This is a genomic window from Athalassotoga saccharophila, from assembly GCF_009936215.1.
Classification (GTDB): Bacteria; Thermotogota; Thermotogae; order Mesoaciditogales; family Mesoaciditogaceae; genus Athalassotoga; species Athalassotoga saccharophila.
Window position 1 is genome coordinate 1115894 of record NZ_AP019551.1, and the last position, 18645, is coordinate 1134538.

The following is an 18645-nucleotide window of genomic DNA, read 5'->3' on the forward strand; positions in this document are numbered from 1 at the left end:
TGATCGAAGTGAAGATATCAATCGGAAGCGACCATGCAGGATTTGAATTAAAAGAACATGTGAAAAAGTATTTAGAATCTAAAGGTATAGAGGTTGTAGATGAAGGGACTTATTCATCCGATTCCGTTGATTATCCAATCTTTGCCGGGAAGGTTGTAAAAGATCTACAGAACAAAATGGCAGATTACGGGATATTGATATGTGGAACTGGCCTTGGAATGTCTATAACGGCAAACAAATTCAAAAATATATACGCCGCGCTCTGCCTTTATCCGACTATGGCGAAATATGCGAGAATGCATAACAATGCCAATGTGCTTGTGATGGCAGGAAGATTGATGGGACCAACGCTTGCCGAGGAGACAGTGGACACATTTCTATCGACAAACTTCGAAGGAGGTCGTCATCAGAGAAGAATAGACGAAATAAAGGAAATAGAGAAATGATAAAGTTTATCGGCATAGATTTAGATGGCACGTTACTCGATTCCGAAAAGAAAATATCTGAAAAAAATTTAAAAGCAATCGAAATGGCCGAAAAGGCCGGCATTAAAGTGACAATCTTTACCGGCAGATCGCTAATAGCCGCGGAAGAATATCTCGACGCCATTTCATCTGACATACCCGGCGTCTTTCAAAATGGTGCTTTCATTTCCACGATAAAGTCGAGAAAGGTTATCAAGAAAATCACACTTTCTCACAGATGCGCTCGGGAGATAATATCTGCGGCCAAAAAATACGATCTGTTCGTCATTTTATTTACGAATTTTACAGAAACGCCAGACATGATCTACGATAAAGAATGGCCAGAGGATTCAAATTACACGGGATATTTTGAAAGAAATGCCTACAGGATGGTGAAAGTTTCCGACATCGCCAATTGTGTAGGTGAGGAGGTAAGCGAGATCTCAATCGTTGGAGATTTTGAAAAAATAAAGTCCATGCAAAAAGAGATAAGGTGTACGGATTACACGATGATCCTCAGCACTCTTTTTTCAAATAACAACGAAGCCTTTGTCGAATGCTTTGGTCCCGGATGTGGAAAAGAAAAGGCTTTTGAATTTCTAATCGAATCTCTCGGCGTGAAGAGATCAGATACGGCCTTTATAGGAGACAATTACAACGATCTTGAGGTATTAAAGATCACCGGCTACCCAGTTGTGATGGGCAATTCGTATGTTCCACAAGAACTTCTTAAGATAGCAAAGTACGTAACATCCTCAAATGACGAAAATGGGGTTGCAAAGGCAATAGAACACATGGTGAGATACTCTCACCACTTATAATGAAAGCATTTTTACCGAGTCGCAGCAATGACAGATAATGGCACGTAGCGCATGACGGATTTGATAAAAGCGGGTGTTATCGTTAAATCTTTAAAGATAGAGAAAGAATCTCCTCAAGTCTTTCAGATCTGCCGGCAAGAAAAAGATATCCTATAACGCTTTCTAAGGCGGTAGCTTTTCTGTAAGATGGATCTTTACTTCTCGGACTTTTTAAATTTCTTCCTCTCATCGCTATTTCTTTTTCATCTTCATGCAAGAATGGCTCGATAAAATCGTACTTGATTGCTTGCGACTTTGCATTGACGTGCGCTTTGACTGTCTTACTGTCAAATGAAAAGGATAACCTGCAATAAAGTTCAAAGACCGCATCTCCGATGTAGGCAAGATCTTTCGTTGATATCTCTCTTAAATCTTTTTTAAATTCAATTCCAAATGCCTTCATGGTAACTTTAAAGAATTGTATCTGTTCATAGCCACGTCTATACCATCCTTGAATATAACTATCGCCGCCTCAACGGCGCGATCGATTACACTATCCACGATTGAGAATTCTTCATCGCTAAATCTTCCGAGTACATGTTCAATGGCGTCTGATCTTTTTGGACCTATGCCTATTCTAATCCTTGGAAAGTTCTGTGTCCCGAGGTGCTCGATTATCGATTTAACACCGTTATGTCCTCCTGCCGATCCTGAAGGCCTTATTCTCATCTTTCCAACTTCGAGATCGAGATCGTCGTATACAACCAAAGGAGGATCTACAACATAGAGAGAGTTAAAGATCAATCCGCTTTGATTCATAAAAGTTAAAGGCTTTACCAAAGAGATTTCGAGACCTTCCGCAATCGTAGAATAAAGAAGGTAATCCACCTTTTGAACCGTTTCAAAAGGTGGATATTTTTTTAGAAACTTATCGACAAAGATAAAACCTACATTGTGACGTGTAAGAGCATATTTTTTGCCGGGATTGCCGAGACCAATTATAAGACTGGACAATTACTTCTCCTCTGCTTCTGCCTCTTCTTCTTTCTTACCCTTTGTCTTTATGGCTTCAGGTTCAGAAGTCTCGGCACTTTCTGCGGGTGCAGGAGCGGCAACCTCTTCGGCCCTCGGAGCCTTTATGGTCGCTATGACATCTTCTGGATCGTGAAGTATCTTTACGCCTTCCGGAATCTTCAGATCTTTGACTCTTAATGAATCTCCTATCTTCATGGAAGAGATATCGATCTTTATCTCTTCGATTATGTTCGAAGGTAGGGCCTCACCTTCAACATCTCTTAAAAGCACGTCGAGAATTCCTCCGGCTTTGACTCCTTCGGATTCGCCAGAAAGTTCTACAGGCATTTTGAATCTCATCGGTTTGGCCGGATCTGGTTCATAAAGATCAACGTGAATTATCTTTCCGTTTACCTTATGAAATTGAACAGATTTTACAAAGACATTTCTTTCTTCGGTACTTCCATTGAGATCTACGGTAAGACGCACAGGAGTCGTTTCCTTTGCTTTGGAAATAAGAGATTCGATCTCTCCCTGAAGTAGTTGAATTTCAAGATTTTCACGATTCGGGCCGTAAACAATGGCAGGAATCTTACCTACCTTGACGAGGTTTTTTGCTTTTCCCTTTTCTCTTGCGCTGGCTTTGAGTTGGACAGCCATTTAAATTCCTCCTTACTTGAACAATATGCTAACTGATAAACTTTTTCTTATCCTTATCATTGCCTCTCCGAACAAAGAGGCAACGGAGACGATCTTTATCTTATCGGGCAATTCATCGTGTGCTATGGTGTCTGTAACGTAGACGGTGTCTATGTCTGATTTATCGAGCATTTCAAGCGCATTTTGAGAAAAAAGACCATGAGTTGCGCAGGCGATAACCTTTGTAGATCCTTTTTGCTTCAAAAGTTTTGCACCCTCTATCAAAGTTCTACCGGTGTCTATCATATCATCAAACATTATAGATGACATGCCTTCAACATCACCTATGACATGAAGTATCTCTGCAACATTCTCCTTTGGTCTTCTTTTGTCGAGAATGGCGATCGGTAACCCCATCTTCTCCGCGAATTTTCGGGCACGCTTTACTGCCCCTACATCGGGAGAAACTACAACTGTTTTATCTTTATCTATACATTCATGTTTCTTAAGGGCCTCAACAAAAACTGGAAAAGACTGTAAATTATCCACGGGAATATCAAAAAAGCCTTGTATTTGCTCGCTGTGCAAATCCATCGTCAAAATTCTCGAGGCACCGGCGACGGTCAACAAATTTGCAACGAGTTTGGCCGTTATAGGATCTCTTCCGCGCGCTTTTCTATCCTGCCTTGCGTATCCGTAATATGGGATGACCACTGCTATAGATCCTGCCGATGCACGCTTGAGAGCATCTATTAGTATGAGCAACTCCATGAGATTGTCATTGACCGGAGGAGAGGTTGATTGAATTAGAAACACATCGTGCCCTCTCACAGTTTCCTCTATCCTCATGTTTATTTCTCCATCGGCAAACCTCGAAATCTCAACATGAGTTGGACTTACGTTGAGATACGAACATATCTTCTCAAGCAACGGCCTGTTAGAGGAACCACCAAGGATCTTCATGTCATTTTTCATCAGATTCTCTCCTTTTTACCCATTCCTCTTTGTTAACCTGCCTTGCTCTTCCGAGGGCAAGGGCATTGGGCGGAACATCTTCTGTTATAGTCGAACCGGCCCCAACAAAGGCATTGTCCCCAACCTTAACTGGAGCAACAAGTGCCGTATTCGAACCTATGAAAGCATTCTTGCCTATGAAGGTCTGATTCTTCTTGACCCCGTCGTAATTGCACGTTATGGTTCCCGCCCCTATATTCGTGTTTTCCCCTATCGTTGCATCTCCAAGATATGTAAGGTGCTGTGCCTTAACGTTGTTAAAAAGATGTGAATTCTTCACCTCAACATAATTTCCAACCTTCACGTTATTTTCTATGACAGTTCCGGGTCTCAAACGCGAAAATGGTCCTATTGAACAATTTTCTCCAATAATCGCACCGTTACAATCAGAACTTATGACTACGCTCTTACTTCCGATCTTACAATCCAATACAACCGCATAAGGACCGATCGTAGATCCGGAAGATACTTCGGTCTTTCCGTATATAAAAGTGAATGGTTTTACAGTTACTCCAGGTTCTATTTTAGCATCGGGACCTATAAAGGTGGTGTCGGGATCTTCGATGGTAACACCAGAATCCATAAGGGAAAAGTTTATCATTTCTCTCGCACGTCTTATCAAAGAAGCGAGTTCACGCTGCGTGTTCACTCCCATCACGGTGTCTGGATCGGACGTTTCGATCGTTTCAACCTTAAAATCGCTGTTTGCAAGTATCTCTATAGAATCGGTAAGATAATATTCTGCTTTTTTATTGTCATTCTTTATCCTTTCAAGAGCGTAAAGTAATGCCTTTGAGTTAAAAACATAAACGCCGCTATTTACCTCTTTTATAGATCTTATCTCATCACTTGCGTCTGCCTCTTCGACGATTTTTTCAATTTTTCCATTCTTTCTCAAAACTCTTCCGTATCCAAATGGATTTGAAAGGGAAGCCGTCAAAACTACCAAATCCGCTTCCGAATCAAAGAGTTTTCTTAATATTTCGGCAGGGATCAAGGGCATGTCTGCGTAAAGGATCAAGATCCTTCCGTCCAAAAAAGGCAATGCCGATTTTACCGCATCGGCCGTTCCAAGTTGTTCTTTCTGAACGAATACCTTTACATCTTTAAGAAAAGGGTATATATCTTGGGCCGAATGGCCGACCACCACTCCTATTTCATCGGCTCCGGCCGATCTTGCGGCATCAATGACCCAATTTATAAGAGGTTTTCCAAGTACCTCATGAAGAACTTTTGGCTTCGGAGAGTTCATTCTTTTTCCAAGTCCTCCGGCCAAAATAAGCGCCTTATTCATTCCCGATCACCCATCACATTATACAACTTTTTCAACATTAATTCATACCTTTCTTAAAATGGAAAGGGCACCTTTAACGATTTCCTCAAGATTTTTTCCATTGACGGCCGCTTTTTCAACGGCCACAAATGCGTCGTTACGAGAAAATCCCAAAGCGATAAGCGTTTCAACAGCCTCTCCAAGATTTGGATTCAGTTGGGAGGACTTTATCTTTCCGGAAAGTTCAAGTATTATCCTTTCGGCAGTTTTCTGACCGATGCCCGGCAAAGAACTGAGAAATTTTATATCCTTCGTTTCAACGGCAGAAGAAAAATTTTGAAGATCAAGAACTTCCATTATTCTTAAAGCATTTTTCTTCCCGATACCGTTAACGCTTGTTAAAACATCGTAAAGATATCTCTCTTCTTCACTTAAAAACCCCACAAGTTCTACCGGTTCTCCCTCTTTTACGTCTTCACGTACATACACAAGCAACTCTTGACCTTCATTTAAAAATTCCAAATCTTTTGAAGTCATGACAACATCATAGAGTATATTCCCGGTGTCAAGGACGATATGGTTTGAGTCTTTTTTGAATATTTTTCCACGTAATGCCCATATCACGTTTCGGACTTCACGCCCCTTAAAAAACTCCTCGCAAATCCAACCGTGTAAAAGGATCCGGTTATAACCGAGATCGCGTTTTCCTTCTTGGAGATATTCGTACAAAGATCAGTTGCTTCTTCAATTTCCTTTACAAATCCTATGTTGTCGTAATGCCTTACGGCCCAATCGTATATCTCAAATGGATTCTTCGCACGTTCATTTCTCGGTGACGTCAAATAGATCCTTCTAAACACGGGAGCAATTATCTCTATCATACGTTTGTAATCTTTATCATTCAGAATACCAACTACCGCGTTCATTTGTCGGGATGGGAAATAGATTTTAAGATTTTTCTTGAGCATTTCCATTGCAGGCGCGTTATGGGCTACATCCAAAATTATAGTCGAATCGGAAGGGAACCATTCAAATCTCCCTTCCCACGGTATCGTGAAGATCGTTTTGTAAATTTTGTCCTTGTCTATCTTTATAAACCCTATCTCATCGAGGTATTCAATAACCTCCAAAGATATGGCAATGTTGTTTATTGCCGCAAGGCCATTCATTCTCGTCTCGAGAGAGAGTTTTAACCTTTTTCCGACAAAGTCAAAGGCATTTCTTGCGAATTCTATCCTTTTAACGATGTATCTGAAATCTTTACCTATTCGTCTAACCTCAGAATTCAATTCTTTTGCCCTGTTCGTTATAACTCTTAAAGGTTCTGCTTTGTACTCGCCCGTTATAACCGGTGAGTGAGCCTTTATTATCCCGGACTTTTCAAATGCTATCTGGGAAAGTGTATTCCCAAGGACATTCATGTGATCGTAATCTATTATCGTTATGACCGAGCAAAGAGGATCATCGACAACATTTGTCGCATCAAACCTTCCGCCCATTCCCACCTCTGAAACGACGACATCCACTTTTTGATCTTTGAAGTACAAAAAGGCCATGGCCGTAACAATTTCAAAAAAGGTCGGCTTCATCATAGGATCTGCAGACATCTCTTCAGCCTCTTTTATAACCATTTCGTAAACATCGACTGCCCGATCTTCAGGTATAAAGACATCGTCTATTCTAATTCTTTCTCTGAAAGTTTCAAGATGCGGAGAAAAATAAGTTCCAACCTTAAGGCCATGCGAAGTCAGAAGTTTTCCGATCGTTCTCGTGACAGTTCCTTTACCATTTGTACCAGTTACATGGATGTACTTGAAACTTTTTTGGGGATTTCCTAACCTATCGAGTAACCTTTCTATTCTGTCAAGGCCAAGTCTTATTTTTGCCTCCGGATGAAAGGAGAACAATCTGTTTATCATCTCTTCGTAATTCATACGATCATTCCTTTAACTTTCTCAATGTGCTATCAAGCCGTCTTAAAGTCTTTTCGAGTTCAGTCCTTTCTTCCCTTGCCTTTTGGACAACCTCTTCTGAAGCCTTCTTGACGAACTCTTCATTTGATAATCTTGCATTCAACTTTCTAAACTCTTCGGTGGCTTTAACTATTTTGGAATTAAGTCTCGCTATCTCGCTGTTGAAGTCAAAATGCTCGTCCATCACCACGAATATCTCGGCCTCAGAGTTAACAGCGGCAGTCATTCCCTTTTTGGGCTTTATTCGAGAAAGATCGACATTTAGAGCGTTTGTAAGTTTAGATATATATTTGTCGACAGGTGAATCCTTTGGCCATATATTCTTTGTCATTACTATGTTTATCTTGGTCGAAGGCGGAAGGTCAAGATCCGATCTTACATTTCTTATTCCCCTTACCGTCTCCATGAAGAAGTTGAAGTTATCGTCTTCAAAATAAAATTCTTCTGCTGCTTGTGGCCATTTCGACGTTATCAAAAGACCATCAAAGAAGTTGGACCATATTTCTTCGGAAATAAAAGGCATAAACGGGTGCAAAAGTTTTAAACTCACGTTCAAGACGTAAAGTAGAACATATTTTGTATTTTGATTCAATTGTGGATCTTCGAGTTGAACCTTTGAAAGTTCTATGTACCAGTCGCAAAAATCTCCCCAGAAGAAATCGTATATCTCATGGGCCGCTATGTTGTAATCGTAAGAATCGATCGAATCCGTAACTCTTTTTATAACCTCATTTGATCTCGAAAGGATCCATCTATCGGCCATCGTAAGTCCTTCCGGCCTTGACATTTTTGTATCCTTCGTGTTCATCTCGACGAATCTGCTTGCATTCCATATCTTGTTTGAAAAATGCATGTAAGATTCAAAGACTCGCTCGTCCAAACTTATGTCCCTTCCTTGGGCGGCGAGCATCGCCAAAGCCATCCTCATGGCATCGGCTCCGTATTTTGAAATGACTTCATTCGGATCTATTCCGTTTCCAAGAGATTTTGACATTTTCCGGCCAAATTTGTCCCTTACGAGTTGGTGAATGTAAACGTCATGGAAGGGTACATCTTCCATAAACTCTAATCCCATTACAATCATACGCGCAACCCAGAAAAATATTATATCGAATCCCGTAACGAGCAGATCCGTGGGATAAAATTTCTCGAGATCTTCCGTTTTCTCGGGCCATCCAAGTGTCGAAAATGGCCAGAGAGCCGATGAAAACCACGTGTCAAGCACGTCTTTATCCTGATGAATATGTGTAGAACCACATTTTTCACATCTGTCCGGTGTCGTTTCGGAAACCGTTAAATGTCCACAATCGTCACAGTACCATACGGGAATTCTATGACCCCACCAAAGTTGGCGCGAGATACACCAATCGTGGACATCTTCCATCCAGTTAAGATAAACCTTCTCCCATCTTTCCGGATGAAACTTTACCTTTCCATCTTTAACGGCCTTGATGGCAGGCTCGGCGAGTTTTTTCATGCTTACAAACCATTGATCGGACAATTTGGGTTCCACCACCGTGTGGCACCTGTAACAATGTCCGACGGAATGATTGTAATTCTCTATCCTGACAAGATAACCATTGATTTCAAGGTCTTTTACTATTTCCTTTCTTGCCTCTTCTCTTGTCATTCCGTTATAACGTCCTTCAAATTTTATATGTGCATTGTCATCGAGCACTTCTACGAATTCGAGATTGTGCTTTTTGCCAATTTCAAAGTCATTAGGATCGTGTGCCGGGGTAACCTTCAAAGCCCCCGTCCCGAAGGACATATCAACGTAATCGTCCGCTATCACAGGTATAATTCTTCCGACAAGAGGCAGGATAGCATGCTTTCCTATGAGATCTTTGTACCTTTCATCTTTTGGATTTACCGCTACAGCCGTGTCTCCAAGCATTGTTTCGGGTCTGGTGGTCGCTATGATGATGCTTCCACCCTCTTTAATTGGATATTTTATATGGTAAAGTTTGGAATTCTCATCTTCGTACTCGATCTCTTCATTTGAAAGGACGGTACCGCAACTTGGGCACCAATTTACCATGTATTTACCTTTGTATATTAATCCCTTTTTGTAAAGAGAAACGAAGACCTTTCTTACGGCCCTGCTTAATCCCTCGTCGAGAGTGAACCTTTCCCTCGACCAGTCACAAGAAGCACCCATCGCCTCAATCTGAGACCTTATTTTTTGTCTGTATTCCCGTGCCCACTCCCACGTTATTCGGACAAATTCATCGTATCCGACATCTTCTTTTGTCTTGCCTTCGGAGGAGAGTTGCTTTACGACCATATTTTGTGTCGCAATTCCCGCATGATCTTCGCCGGGAAGCCACAGTGTTTCTTTTCCATTCATTCTTTGATATCTTGTCACGATATCCTGAAGGACTATGTTAAGCGCATGTCCCATGTGCAATACATTCGTTATATTGGGAGGGGGGATTACTATTGAGAATTTGCCATCGCCCGGTCTGGGCTTAAAAGCCCCGCTTTCTTCCCATTTCTTATACCATTTTTTCTCACTTTCGTAAGGAGAATAAAATTTATCCACCCACCTCGTGACTTAAGTCACTTCCTCCTTTCAAGGCAATCACATCATCGATCTAAAAGGCGATTGGGTATGTGAAATTGACAATTGTCAATTGTATCCATTCATCTTGTCGATCGTTATTTTCAGTATATTCTATCATAGTTTTTCCTGACTGGCCAAATTTTTATCCTTAAAATTTTTATTTACATCTTTTCCACTCTTGGGCAAAAGATTTTCTTTCGGAATAGGCCTAACAACGTTTAATTTATATATGAACCTTTCTCCAAAAAATAAAAAGATTATTCCCAGCACAAAGGAGGTTATATATCCAAAGTTCAGGGCTATGTAGCCAGATATAAAGGAAGCCGCTATGACGGCAAAATTGATCGTAACGTTGAAAAGTCCTATTATACGTCCCCGATCCGTTGGAAGAGCAAGATCTGTAACATGGACAGTCGTTGGAATGTAAAAGAACGGCCATGTGAAGCCCACTATAAGGAAGGCAATAACGGTTATAAACACACCAAATGGGAGGAAATATCCAGATATCGCTATAGACGAAAAAAGAATGATACGTGTCCACAAAGCACTTCTGACGATGAGAGCGTCTGGAAGCCTTTTGGTAACTGGATTTGTAAGGAAATACGCAACATTCGTGAGAATATTGTTTGTTCCGTAAATGATGAAGATAGTACCGCTACTTATTTTCAAAACTTCGGCAAGGTATATGGAGAAGATGGAAAAGATCATGTTTGCCCCGAAAAAGATCATGAAAATGCTTCCCATGTACTTCCCGGTTCCCGGTTTGAATCCTCTCGAACTTATAGAAAGAATTATGTTGTGCGGAATGGAGGCTACATGATCTGCAAGAGAGTGCATATTTGGAAGAAATCTTTTACTTTTAAAGGTTTTAAAGAATTCCCTTCTTTTTATGTATCCACCCGAAAGTATTATCGCAACAATAAGCAGAAATGAGGCAATGAAAAATACAAATCTCATCTTTTCAGTTCCATTAGACATGAATGGAAAATAAGAAAGCCACAATCCTCCAACGAATGTACCTATTGTGACGCCGACGCTGTTGAAAAGATTCATCGTGTTTATATTCTTCCTGTAAAGTGATTCATCGAATTTCTTGTTAAGGTATATCGTTATGGAGGGGCCCATCATGGCCGCAAAGGTACCCAATGTAAGTGCTAAGCCATAGTAAATGTAGAGGTTATTTGTGAATGACATAAAAACACTTACAGCGGCGTCTACCACGACACTTACAAAGACAACCTCAAAAAAACGCTGGTATTTATCTATGATTATCCCAACGATCATCGACCCAAGAAGGTTTCCGAGGGCATAAAAAGCCGAAGCCACGCTGCCATTTGCAACGTTTCCTCCGAGGACTATAACTACAAAGAGACTTATTATTACGCCTATCGCTCCAAAAGCGGCGCCTTGAAATCCAAAGGCTATAAAAAGTTTTCTAAGTTCCTTCAAAATGCTATCCCCTTGAAGATTCTTTTACAACGATATTCTAACTTTTTATGATTAACTTAATTTGAAGGACCTTTTACGCTAACTTTTGAAAGTATTTCTCAACACTTTCGATAACGTAATATATATCGTCACGCGTAACATCCTTGTTAGTCACAAACCTGTACTCGCCATCTTCCTCTGGATTTATCTTTATGCCACGATTCATCATGTAAGAAACGAAATCATCTCCGTCAACCTTGGCTTTGAAAAAGACCATGTTTATATCAAGCCTGTCTTTAAATACCTCTATGCCCTTTATGCTTTCAAGTCCCTTTGCGAGTATTTTTGCATTTTCATGATCCTCGCAAAGTCTATCAACCATCTCTTCGAGGGCAACTATTCCGGCAGCCGCTATGATTCCGGCCTGTCTCATCCCACCTCCCATCAATTTTCGACCCTTTCTTGCCTTTTCTATGAAAGATTTCGTACCCGCAAGCATGGAACCAATAGGTGCTGAGAGACCTTTGGAAAGGCAGAACATAACGCTGTCTGCATATTGTGCTATTTCTCTTGCATCAACTCTTAAAGCGCACGCCGCGTTGAAAATCCTTGCCCCATCGAGATGAATTGGAATATTATGGCTTTTTCCGATTTCATGTATTTTTTTCATACTTTCTAAGTCTATAACAGTTCCCATACCGTGGGCATTTTCAAGACAGATAAGCCCAGTTCTTGGAAAATGTATATTTTCAGATCTTATCAACGATTCTATCTCGCGAGGATCTGGATGACCATTCTTAGATCTGAAGGTTCTAAGTTGCACCCCTGCTATAACTGCCGAAGCACCTGCCTCATGCAAAATTATGTGTGAATTTGCATCAACTATAACCTCATCGCCTCTTAAAGTATGGGTAAGAAGGGCAAGTTCGTTTCCGAAAGTTCCAGATGGAACAAACAAAGCCGCTTCCTTTCCAACCCTTTCGGCTGCCATTTTTTCAAGTTTTCTGACTGTCGGATCATCTCCATAAACATCATCTCCAACCTCTGCGTTGAACATTGCTTCCCTCATTTTTGGAGTGGGAAGAGTGACGGTATCGCTCCTTATATCTATGTATCTCATGTATTCCCTCCATTAAAAAAGCCCGATTTGACATCGGGCTTTAGATTGTTTTCTCAAGCGTTTCTTACGTTCGATGCCTGTTTACCTTTTGGCCCTTCTGTGATGTCAAAGACAACTGCTTGATTTTCTTTGAGACTCTTGTAGCCATCCATCTTGATTGCCGAGTAGTGAACAAAGATGTCGTTCCCGTCTTCCATCGTTATGAACCCGTAGCCTTTCTTGGCATCGAACCACTTAACAGTACCCTTCATTTCCTTGCCTCCTGAAAGAAATTGGTCAAACCACATAAATATTTTATCACCAAATTTTTAAAAATTCAAATACACGAACTTATTTAGCGGGTAGCACGTGGCGGTTAGCAGGTAGAAGAAATGAGAAGTGACATGCTCCCACCACTTTACAAATATGTCAGAATGGTCTATAATAATTATAGAAAATTATTTTCTATAAGAGGTGGATCATGAAAAAGGAGATAGAAACCTTTATAACAGATACCCTTCATAAAAAGGGAATGAGAATGACAAAGCCAAAAAAGGAGTTTCTCGATTTTTTTACATCGGAAGAGTATCTCAAAACTCCTCAAGAACTTCTCGAAGATATAAAAAAACATAACATTAACATAGGTCTTACAACCGTATACAGGATGCTGAATTATTTAATGGAAGCCGGCCTTACAAAATCTTATTCCATAAATGGTGAATTGAGATACATATTCTGTCCTCCAGATCATCATTACCATATGATATGTGTTAAATGTCTGAGAGTAAAGAATATATTTGACTGTCCTGTAAAAGATGTAAAGGTGGAGGGTTTCAAAATTCAAAGCCATCAGGTTGATTTTTTTGGCATTTGTGATCAATGTGAAAAAGAAGAGGTGAAAAAATGATAGATCTGTGGTCTCCGTCGGCCGGCATGTCAGTCGGCATGATCATACTGACATCATATCTTTTAGGCCTTGTCCATGGAATAACTCCAGATGAACATACATGGCCGATAACCTTCAGTTATGCCGTTGGAAGTTATTCGGCAAGGAAGGGACTAATTGTCGGTCTAATATTTTCTCTTAGTTTTACAGTTCAAAGAAGTTTGATGAGCGAGATTTCATACTTTGCACTTTCAAAAGTTTTTTCATTGCCCTATTTCAATTACATAATATACATAATAGTTGGAACCGCTATGGCACTTGGAGGAATGTACGTTTTCAAATTCAAAAATGCCTTTCATATACATTTCGGAAAGATAGACAGATCTCACCACGCCGCAGCCTTGAAGGGAGAATATCCTGATTTACAACCTCCCACGCCCAAGATGGCCATAGTTCATGGCTTTATAGCCGGGTTTGGATTCGGAGCCTTTGCTTTGATAATATACACAGTTCTTGCTCCATCGATGCCAAATGCTTATCTGGGATGGGTTCCCGGATTTTTCTTCGGAATCGGCACTGCTACCGTTCAAGGTATCGCTGGATTGCTCTTTGGATCTATCACGACACGTTTGAAGATAAGTCCGGAGATCGCTTCAAAGATTTCAAGTTTAACGGCCGGCAGAACATTACTTTGGGGGGGCATCGTCTTCGTTTTGGCAGGTATCTTTGGTTTGGCCTTTCCATCGATTGCTGACTTCCAGATCGTAACCCCGCTTCATGTCCACAACCTTCATTCACTTGGAATAGAATTTGTACTTGTTATCGTGGTTGTTCTTGTAATAGGCACCGGCACGCTTGTAAGAGAAGTAAGAAAGGCCGTGAAATCTTCTTCAGAGGCAATGGAGGTCAAATAAAAAGGCGCCAAACGGCGCCTTTTTAAAATCTTATTCCATAAAGAGATGCTTTGATTATTGTTTCAGTCCTTACCTTCTCCGCTAATTTTTTACTCTCTTCTTTATATAATACCTTTTCAATATCCTGCTTTTTCATAATTGGCCCCTCCTTTCGAGCATAAAAATTATACAATTCTACTCTTTAGAAGGGGTTTTAAAAGCGATCAATTAGAGATCTTCGAATTTTATCTTTTAATTAACTCTTATCAAACCATCCGAAAATACGAAACTTTGTTAAGAACGGAGATTTTACATGTTACGATCATTTTATTCCAGATCTGAAAAACCCGCTCACAAAGTACTTTTGGAAGAAAAGGAATGCCACGACTACAGGTATCATGGTAAAGGTTGCCGCTGCCATTAACTGGTTGAAAATCGCTCCCGAATCTATTATGAAATTTTGCAAACCCACTGGCAAGGTTCTCATGTTGGTTGTATCGGTCATTATCAATACCCACAAAAATGAATTCCAACTTCCCAAAAATGTAAGCAATGCACCGGTTATCACGACGGGCATGGACAGAGGCACGGCTATAGTCCATAAAAATCTCCACGAAGAGGCTCCGTCTATCTTTGCCGCATCGTAAAGATCATTTGGAATCGAGTTAAAACTCTGTCTCATTAAAAATATGACGAATGCCGTCGCAGACCATGGGATTATCAAAGCGTAATAAGTGTTTATCCAGCCGAATGAATGGATTATGAGGTAATCGGCGACAAGCAAGACCTGATAAGGTATCATCATCGTCGCTATTACGCCTATGAAGATTTTGTCCCTTCCCGGAAAGGTAAGTTTTGAAAACGCGAAGGCCATCATGACGTCAAAGATGATATTCAAAACTGTCGTTGCTACCGCGACAAAGATGCTGTTAAAATAGTAAATTCCAAAAGGTGCCGAATTCCATGCGCTAACGTAATTGTCAAAGAAATTGGCAAGTACTTCCCAGAAGTTGTAATGGGCAGTTAATGAGACATCGCTATTTAGAAACCAGACAAAACTCACGTTTTTGAAATTTATGTATATCTGATCTCCGGAGGTGTAAGCGCTCTCGACTATGGATTGTCCATCTATTATTTTTAACTGATTTGAGTTAGGTATAAATGCCAATTTTATAGGGCCACTTAATTTTTTGTTTTTCTGCGATTGATAAAATTCATTGAATTCAAGGTATACGTCTATATCGTTAAGATATTTTTCTATCTCCATCTTGTCTGAAGGACTTGCCGTCGAAAGAGCGCTTTGCAATATACCGGCCAGTTCCTTGAGTTCTGCCGCAGAAAGAGGACCTACGCCTTTTTTAAAAGGTGATATCTCATCTTGAAATTTCATCATTCCATTGACGTTAAGCAAATTAGAGATAAAATTTATTCTCGCAAAGACAGGGTTATTTCCGTACAGAAAATCATCGTAAAAGTTCAAAATGTATTCTTGCGGATCTGAGGTGTACTGTGAAAGAGAATTCATGATTCCCCTCACGTCGTCTGTAAGGGTCGAAACTGAAGATATCTTCGCAACCACCGAGTTAAAATCGGGCGTGCTAAAGTTGGTCGAATAAGAGGCAAAGCCACCATCTTCACCCATCAATTCGATAGACAGAATTCCACGCCTTGGCATGGTCCCGGTTCCCCTGTATCCTGAAGCACCGAGTACGTGAATGGCGAGTGTATCCGGACTTGAGAGAGACGTCTGTTGGTTAGTGGACAGAGATCCCAAAAGCGCTTCAAGAGAAAGTGATGATGGATTGGCGTTTTGGCCCGCACGTGTTTTCACTATTTCTGCGCTTAGCGTTCTTGAAGGCATGGCATTTATTGTGCCCCATTTGGGTGGATAACTCAAAACCTCGGCATTGGTTTTAAAAGAAGTATCGACCATCCAAACAAGAGGACCTATCGCAAAGATCGCAAGTATCACGGCTGCCACGTAATAAAAAAAGTAAAGTAATTTTTTTCTCGGCTTTTTCATATGTTATACTCAACTCTCTTTTCAGTCGTTCTAAACTGGATCAAGGTTAAAACCATTATAATTCCAAGTAAAACATACGCCGCGGCAGATGCAAGCCCCATTTGTTGTTCGTTGTAGAAGGTATTGTATATGTAAAAAACCATCGTAAGACCGCTGTTTGCGTAGGGACCGGGCATCTGATTGTAAAGGACGTAAACTTGCGTGAAAACCTGAAATGCATTTATCAAAGAGACTACAATGACAAAGAAAGTTATAGGGCTAAGTAAGGGCCATGTAATGTATACAAACCTTTGGAATGAATTTGCCCCTTCTATCTCGGCCGCCTCGTAATATTCCTGATCTATGTTTTGAAGGCCGGAAAGAAAAATAAGGCCATAATATCCAAAATACTCCCATATACTCAATATCGCGACGGTCGGCATTGTTAAAGAAGCGCTGTTGAGCCAGTTTATAGGAGGTATTCCAAACCATGAGAGAATGTAGTTCAGTATTCCATAGTGATAATTGAACATCCACAACCACAAAAGGCTTACTGCAACTATCGAGGCAACGTACGGCGCAAAAAAAGCCGTTCTGAAAAATGCCTTGAAAAATGGCAAATTTTTCATAAGCAACCCGGCCGCGAGAGATATTGCAATTGTAAGCGGAACGTCTATTATCACGAAGTAAAATGTGTTCCATATAGACATTACAAATGAATTATTCTGGGCTATATCAAAGAAAAGCAGGTAAAGGTCTATTCTTTTTCCAATGTAGAATGCCACTATGTAAAGTCCGAGAAGAGATAAAAGAAAAAGAATCGTATGGGATTTGTAGAATTCCATCTTTCTCGTAAAAAAATAAGATAGAAACCCAATTATGATCCACAAAATGAAAATATAAACATTTCCACCCAGTACGGAGAGTGAAGGATATACAAATATCAGTGCGAAGATCGGAACAATTAAGAGTGGAATTAAATTCTTTGAAATCTTCCGACCTTTTTCGATCCATCCAAATATTGCCACAGATATTATGAAGGCAAATGAGAATCTGATCAAAGAATATTCAAAGGCCATATAAGGAGAATATGGAATCTCTCCCGTTCTAAAAAGATAGGCGTAATTTGAAAGACCAACAAAGATGGCATGACCCACGCTCGTTGTAGTGTTGAAAAAACTCAAATAAAAAGAATATATCGCGGGCCAGTAAGTAAACAGAATGAAGATCACAAGAGCGGGAATAAGATAAAGATAACCGATCACATAATTTCTTTTTTTGTTCAATCTCTTCACCACCAAAAAGGGTAGGCCGAAAGGCCTACCTTTTATTTTGCGTTATAACTTGCGTAAGCCTGTTCGGCCTGTTGTTGAGCCCAGTCAAGGGCCTGTTGTGGGGTCATAGTGAAGTGAACGGCATTTTCAAAGGCCGTTCTTATAGCCTCTCTCGCGTCTGTCCACCACGGAAGGTTTGGCGCATAATCTGCAGACTGATCGAGACCTACCATTATCGTGCCGATTCCATTTTGATTTTGGGCAACGAAGTCTTTCCACTGAGGAAGATCGGCAACCTGTTTGTTGACGGGGATATACCCAGTTTGCATCGCCCAGTAAAGTTGGATGTCAGGGCTCAAGAGGAACTGGAGATACTTCCATGCGGCCTGTTGTTGCTCTGGAGTGGCCGTGTTGAATATGGCTATATTTTGACCATGAAGCATGGGCTTGAAAGTAACGTCCGAAGGAATTGGAACCATAACAAGACCGTCGGACTGACCCGCTATATCTGAAAGGTCGTACGTTAATTCGGCACTTCCGCCAAGCAACATGGCAACAGAAGAAGTTGTAAGTTCGTTGTCGAAATAATCGAATTTTGCGTAAGCGTATCCTTCTTTAACAAGATTAACTAAGAAGGTGAGGGCGGCGACATTCTGAGGTGAATTTATCGTTATCTTTCCATCAGGGCTTATGTAACTTCCTCCAAACTGGTACGCGACGGCCGTGAACTGCCTGTATGTTGTCCTAAATCCAAGACCATATCTGACAGTTTTTCCATTTTGTACAACGGTTAAAAGTTTTGCGTCTTGAGCCATTTCTTGCATCGTTTTTGGATATGTAAGTCCGGCCTGCTCAAACATTTGAGGCCTTACAAAAAGATCGAAAACATCTCTGTTGAATGGAAGCGTGTAAATTTTCCCGTTAAATGTGCCGGCGACAAGCAATGGTGAATAAATTGAACTTGCCAATTGTGTAAAGCCGGGAAATTCGTAAAGTGGAGCGACTACACCCTTTGATACAAGCATTGCTGCCCAAGGCCCTTTGACCTGAGCCATTGTAGGCAAAGTGTTGGCAGCCAAAGCGGTCAAAAGTTTTGAATCAACTTCATTTCCACTTCCAAGATAAACGAGATTAACTTGAATATCTGGATTTTCCTTGTTGAAAAGGTTCGTTATTGTTTGAAGAGTTGTTCCGAGTTTTGCTCCCATCCCTTCCCAGAATGTCACAACCACAGGTTGGGCAAAAACTGGAATTGCAAATGCGAATATCAACGCAAAAGATACTAAAAATATTAACTTATTCCTCATCTTAATCGCCTTC

Annotated in this window: 18 protein-coding genes; 4 read left to right on the plus strand and 14 right to left on the minus strand. The window is 40.7% G+C overall.

What is annotated here, in order from left to right:
• The first annotated feature begins 8 nt into the window (after positions 1-8).
• Complete coding sequence (rpiB, locus tag ATHSA_RS05545) at positions 9-446, plus strand: ribose 5-phosphate isomerase B (RefSeq protein ID WP_161848142.1); 438 nt, start codon at positions 9-11, stop codon at positions 444-446.
• On the plus strand, positions 443-1285 hold the full coding sequence (locus ATHSA_RS05550) for an HAD family hydrolase (RefSeq protein WP_161848143.1): 843 nt from the start codon (positions 443-445) through the stop codon (positions 1283-1285). The genes rpiB and ATHSA_RS05550 overlap by 4 nt, the downstream gene beginning before the upstream one ends.
• Positions 1286-1367: 82 nt before the next feature.
• Here the strand turns inward: ATHSA_RS05550 and ATHSA_RS05555 are convergent, their stop codons facing one another.
• The 11 genes from ATHSA_RS05555 to ATHSA_RS05605 form a co-directional block, all read right to left on the minus strand.
• On the minus strand, positions 1368-1727 hold the full coding sequence (locus tag ATHSA_RS05555; protein ID WP_161848144.1) for a Mini-ribonuclease 3: 360 nt from the start codon (positions 1725-1727) through the stop codon (positions 1368-1370).
• A complete protein-coding gene (pth, locus tag ATHSA_RS05560; protein ID WP_161848145.1) occupies positions 1724-2278 on the minus strand; it encodes an aminoacyl-tRNA hydrolase in 555 nt (184 codons plus the stop codon). The genes ATHSA_RS05555 and pth overlap by 4 nt, the downstream gene beginning before the upstream one ends.
• Positions 2279-2938 carry a 50S ribosomal protein L25 gene (locus ATHSA_RS05565; protein WP_161848146.1) on the minus strand — a complete coding sequence of 220 codons (660 nt, stop codon included), beginning with the start codon at positions 2936-2938 and terminating at the stop codon, positions 2279-2281.
• 12 nt (positions 2939-2950) lie between these two features.
• Positions 2951-3892: a ribose-phosphate diphosphokinase gene (locus ATHSA_RS05570; protein ID WP_161848147.1), complete on the minus strand. Its 942-nt coding sequence runs from the start codon at positions 3890-3892 to the stop codon at positions 2951-2953.
• Complete coding sequence (gene glmU, locus ATHSA_RS05575; protein WP_161848148.1) at positions 3882-5225, minus strand: bifunctional UDP-N-acetylglucosamine diphosphorylase/glucosamine-1-phosphate N-acetyltransferase GlmU; 1344 nt, start codon at positions 5223-5225, stop codon at positions 3882-3884. Before glmU ends, ATHSA_RS05570 begins: the two co-directional genes overlap by 11 nt.
• A gap of 42 nt (positions 5226-5267) precedes the next feature.
• A complete protein-coding gene (gene ruvA, locus ATHSA_RS05580; protein ID WP_161848149.1) occupies positions 5268-5828 on the minus strand; it encodes a Holliday junction branch migration protein RuvA in 561 nt (186 codons plus the stop codon).
• Positions 5825-7138: a bifunctional folylpolyglutamate synthase/dihydrofolate synthase gene (locus ATHSA_RS05585; protein WP_161848150.1), complete on the minus strand. Its 1314-nt coding sequence runs from the start codon at positions 7136-7138 to the stop codon at positions 5825-5827. The genes ruvA and ATHSA_RS05585 overlap by 4 nt, the downstream gene beginning before the upstream one ends.
• Before the next feature lie 4 nt (positions 7139-7142).
• The gene (locus tag ATHSA_RS05590; protein WP_161848151.1) at positions 7143-9722 is read right to left on the minus strand and encodes a valine--tRNA ligase; all 2580 of its coding nucleotides are present in this window, start codon (positions 9720-9722) and stop codon (positions 7143-7145) included.
• Positions 9723-9857: 135 nt separating this feature from the next.
• Positions 9858-11192 (minus strand): MFS transporter, encoded by a 1335-nt coding sequence (locus ATHSA_RS05595; protein WP_161848152.1) that lies wholly within the window; start codon positions 11190-11192, stop codon positions 9858-9860.
• 73 nt (positions 11193-11265) lie between these two features.
• A complete protein-coding gene (gene ltaE, locus ATHSA_RS05600; RefSeq protein ID WP_161848153.1) occupies positions 11266-12291 on the minus strand; it encodes a low-specificity L-threonine aldolase in 1026 nt (341 codons plus the stop codon).
• 53 nt (positions 12292-12344) lie between these two features.
• On the minus strand, positions 12345-12542 hold the full coding sequence (locus tag ATHSA_RS05605) for a cold-shock protein (protein WP_161848154.1): 198 nt from the start codon (positions 12540-12542) through the stop codon (positions 12345-12347).
• Between the two features lie 209 nt (positions 12543-12751).
• On the opposite strand from ATHSA_RS05605, the gene ATHSA_RS05610 reads away from it, so the two are divergent.
• Both ATHSA_RS05610 and ATHSA_RS05615 read left to right on the plus strand, forming a co-directional pair.
• Positions 12752-13177: a Fur family transcriptional regulator gene (locus tag ATHSA_RS05610; RefSeq protein ID WP_161848155.1), complete on the plus strand. Its 426-nt coding sequence runs from the start codon at positions 12752-12754 to the stop codon at positions 13175-13177.
• Positions 13174-14070: a hypothetical protein gene (locus ATHSA_RS05615; protein WP_161848156.1), complete on the plus strand. Its 897-nt coding sequence runs from the start codon at positions 13174-13176 to the stop codon at positions 14068-14070. The genes ATHSA_RS05610 and ATHSA_RS05615 overlap by 4 nt, the downstream gene beginning before the upstream one ends.
• 301 nt (positions 14071-14371) lie before the next feature.
• On the opposite strand, the gene ATHSA_RS05620 is transcribed toward ATHSA_RS05615, so the two are convergent.
• The 3 genes from ATHSA_RS05620 to ATHSA_RS05630 are packed head-to-tail and all read right to left on the minus strand — an operon-like array spanning position 14372 to position 18632.
• Positions 14372-16072, minus strand: coding sequence for a carbohydrate ABC transporter permease (locus tag ATHSA_RS05620; protein WP_161848157.1), 1701 nt, complete (start codon positions 16070-16072; stop codon positions 14372-14374).
• Complete coding sequence (locus ATHSA_RS05625) at positions 16069-17337, minus strand: carbohydrate ABC transporter permease (protein WP_161848158.1); 1269 nt, start codon at positions 17335-17337, stop codon at positions 16069-16071. The genes ATHSA_RS05620 and ATHSA_RS05625 overlap by 4 nt, the downstream gene beginning before the upstream one ends.
• Positions 17338-17378: 41 nt before the next feature.
• Positions 17379-18632 (minus strand): ABC transporter substrate-binding protein, encoded by a 1254-nt coding sequence (locus tag ATHSA_RS05630; RefSeq protein WP_161848159.1) that lies wholly within the window; start codon positions 18630-18632, stop codon positions 17379-17381.
• Positions 18633-18645: the final 13 nt, after the last annotated feature.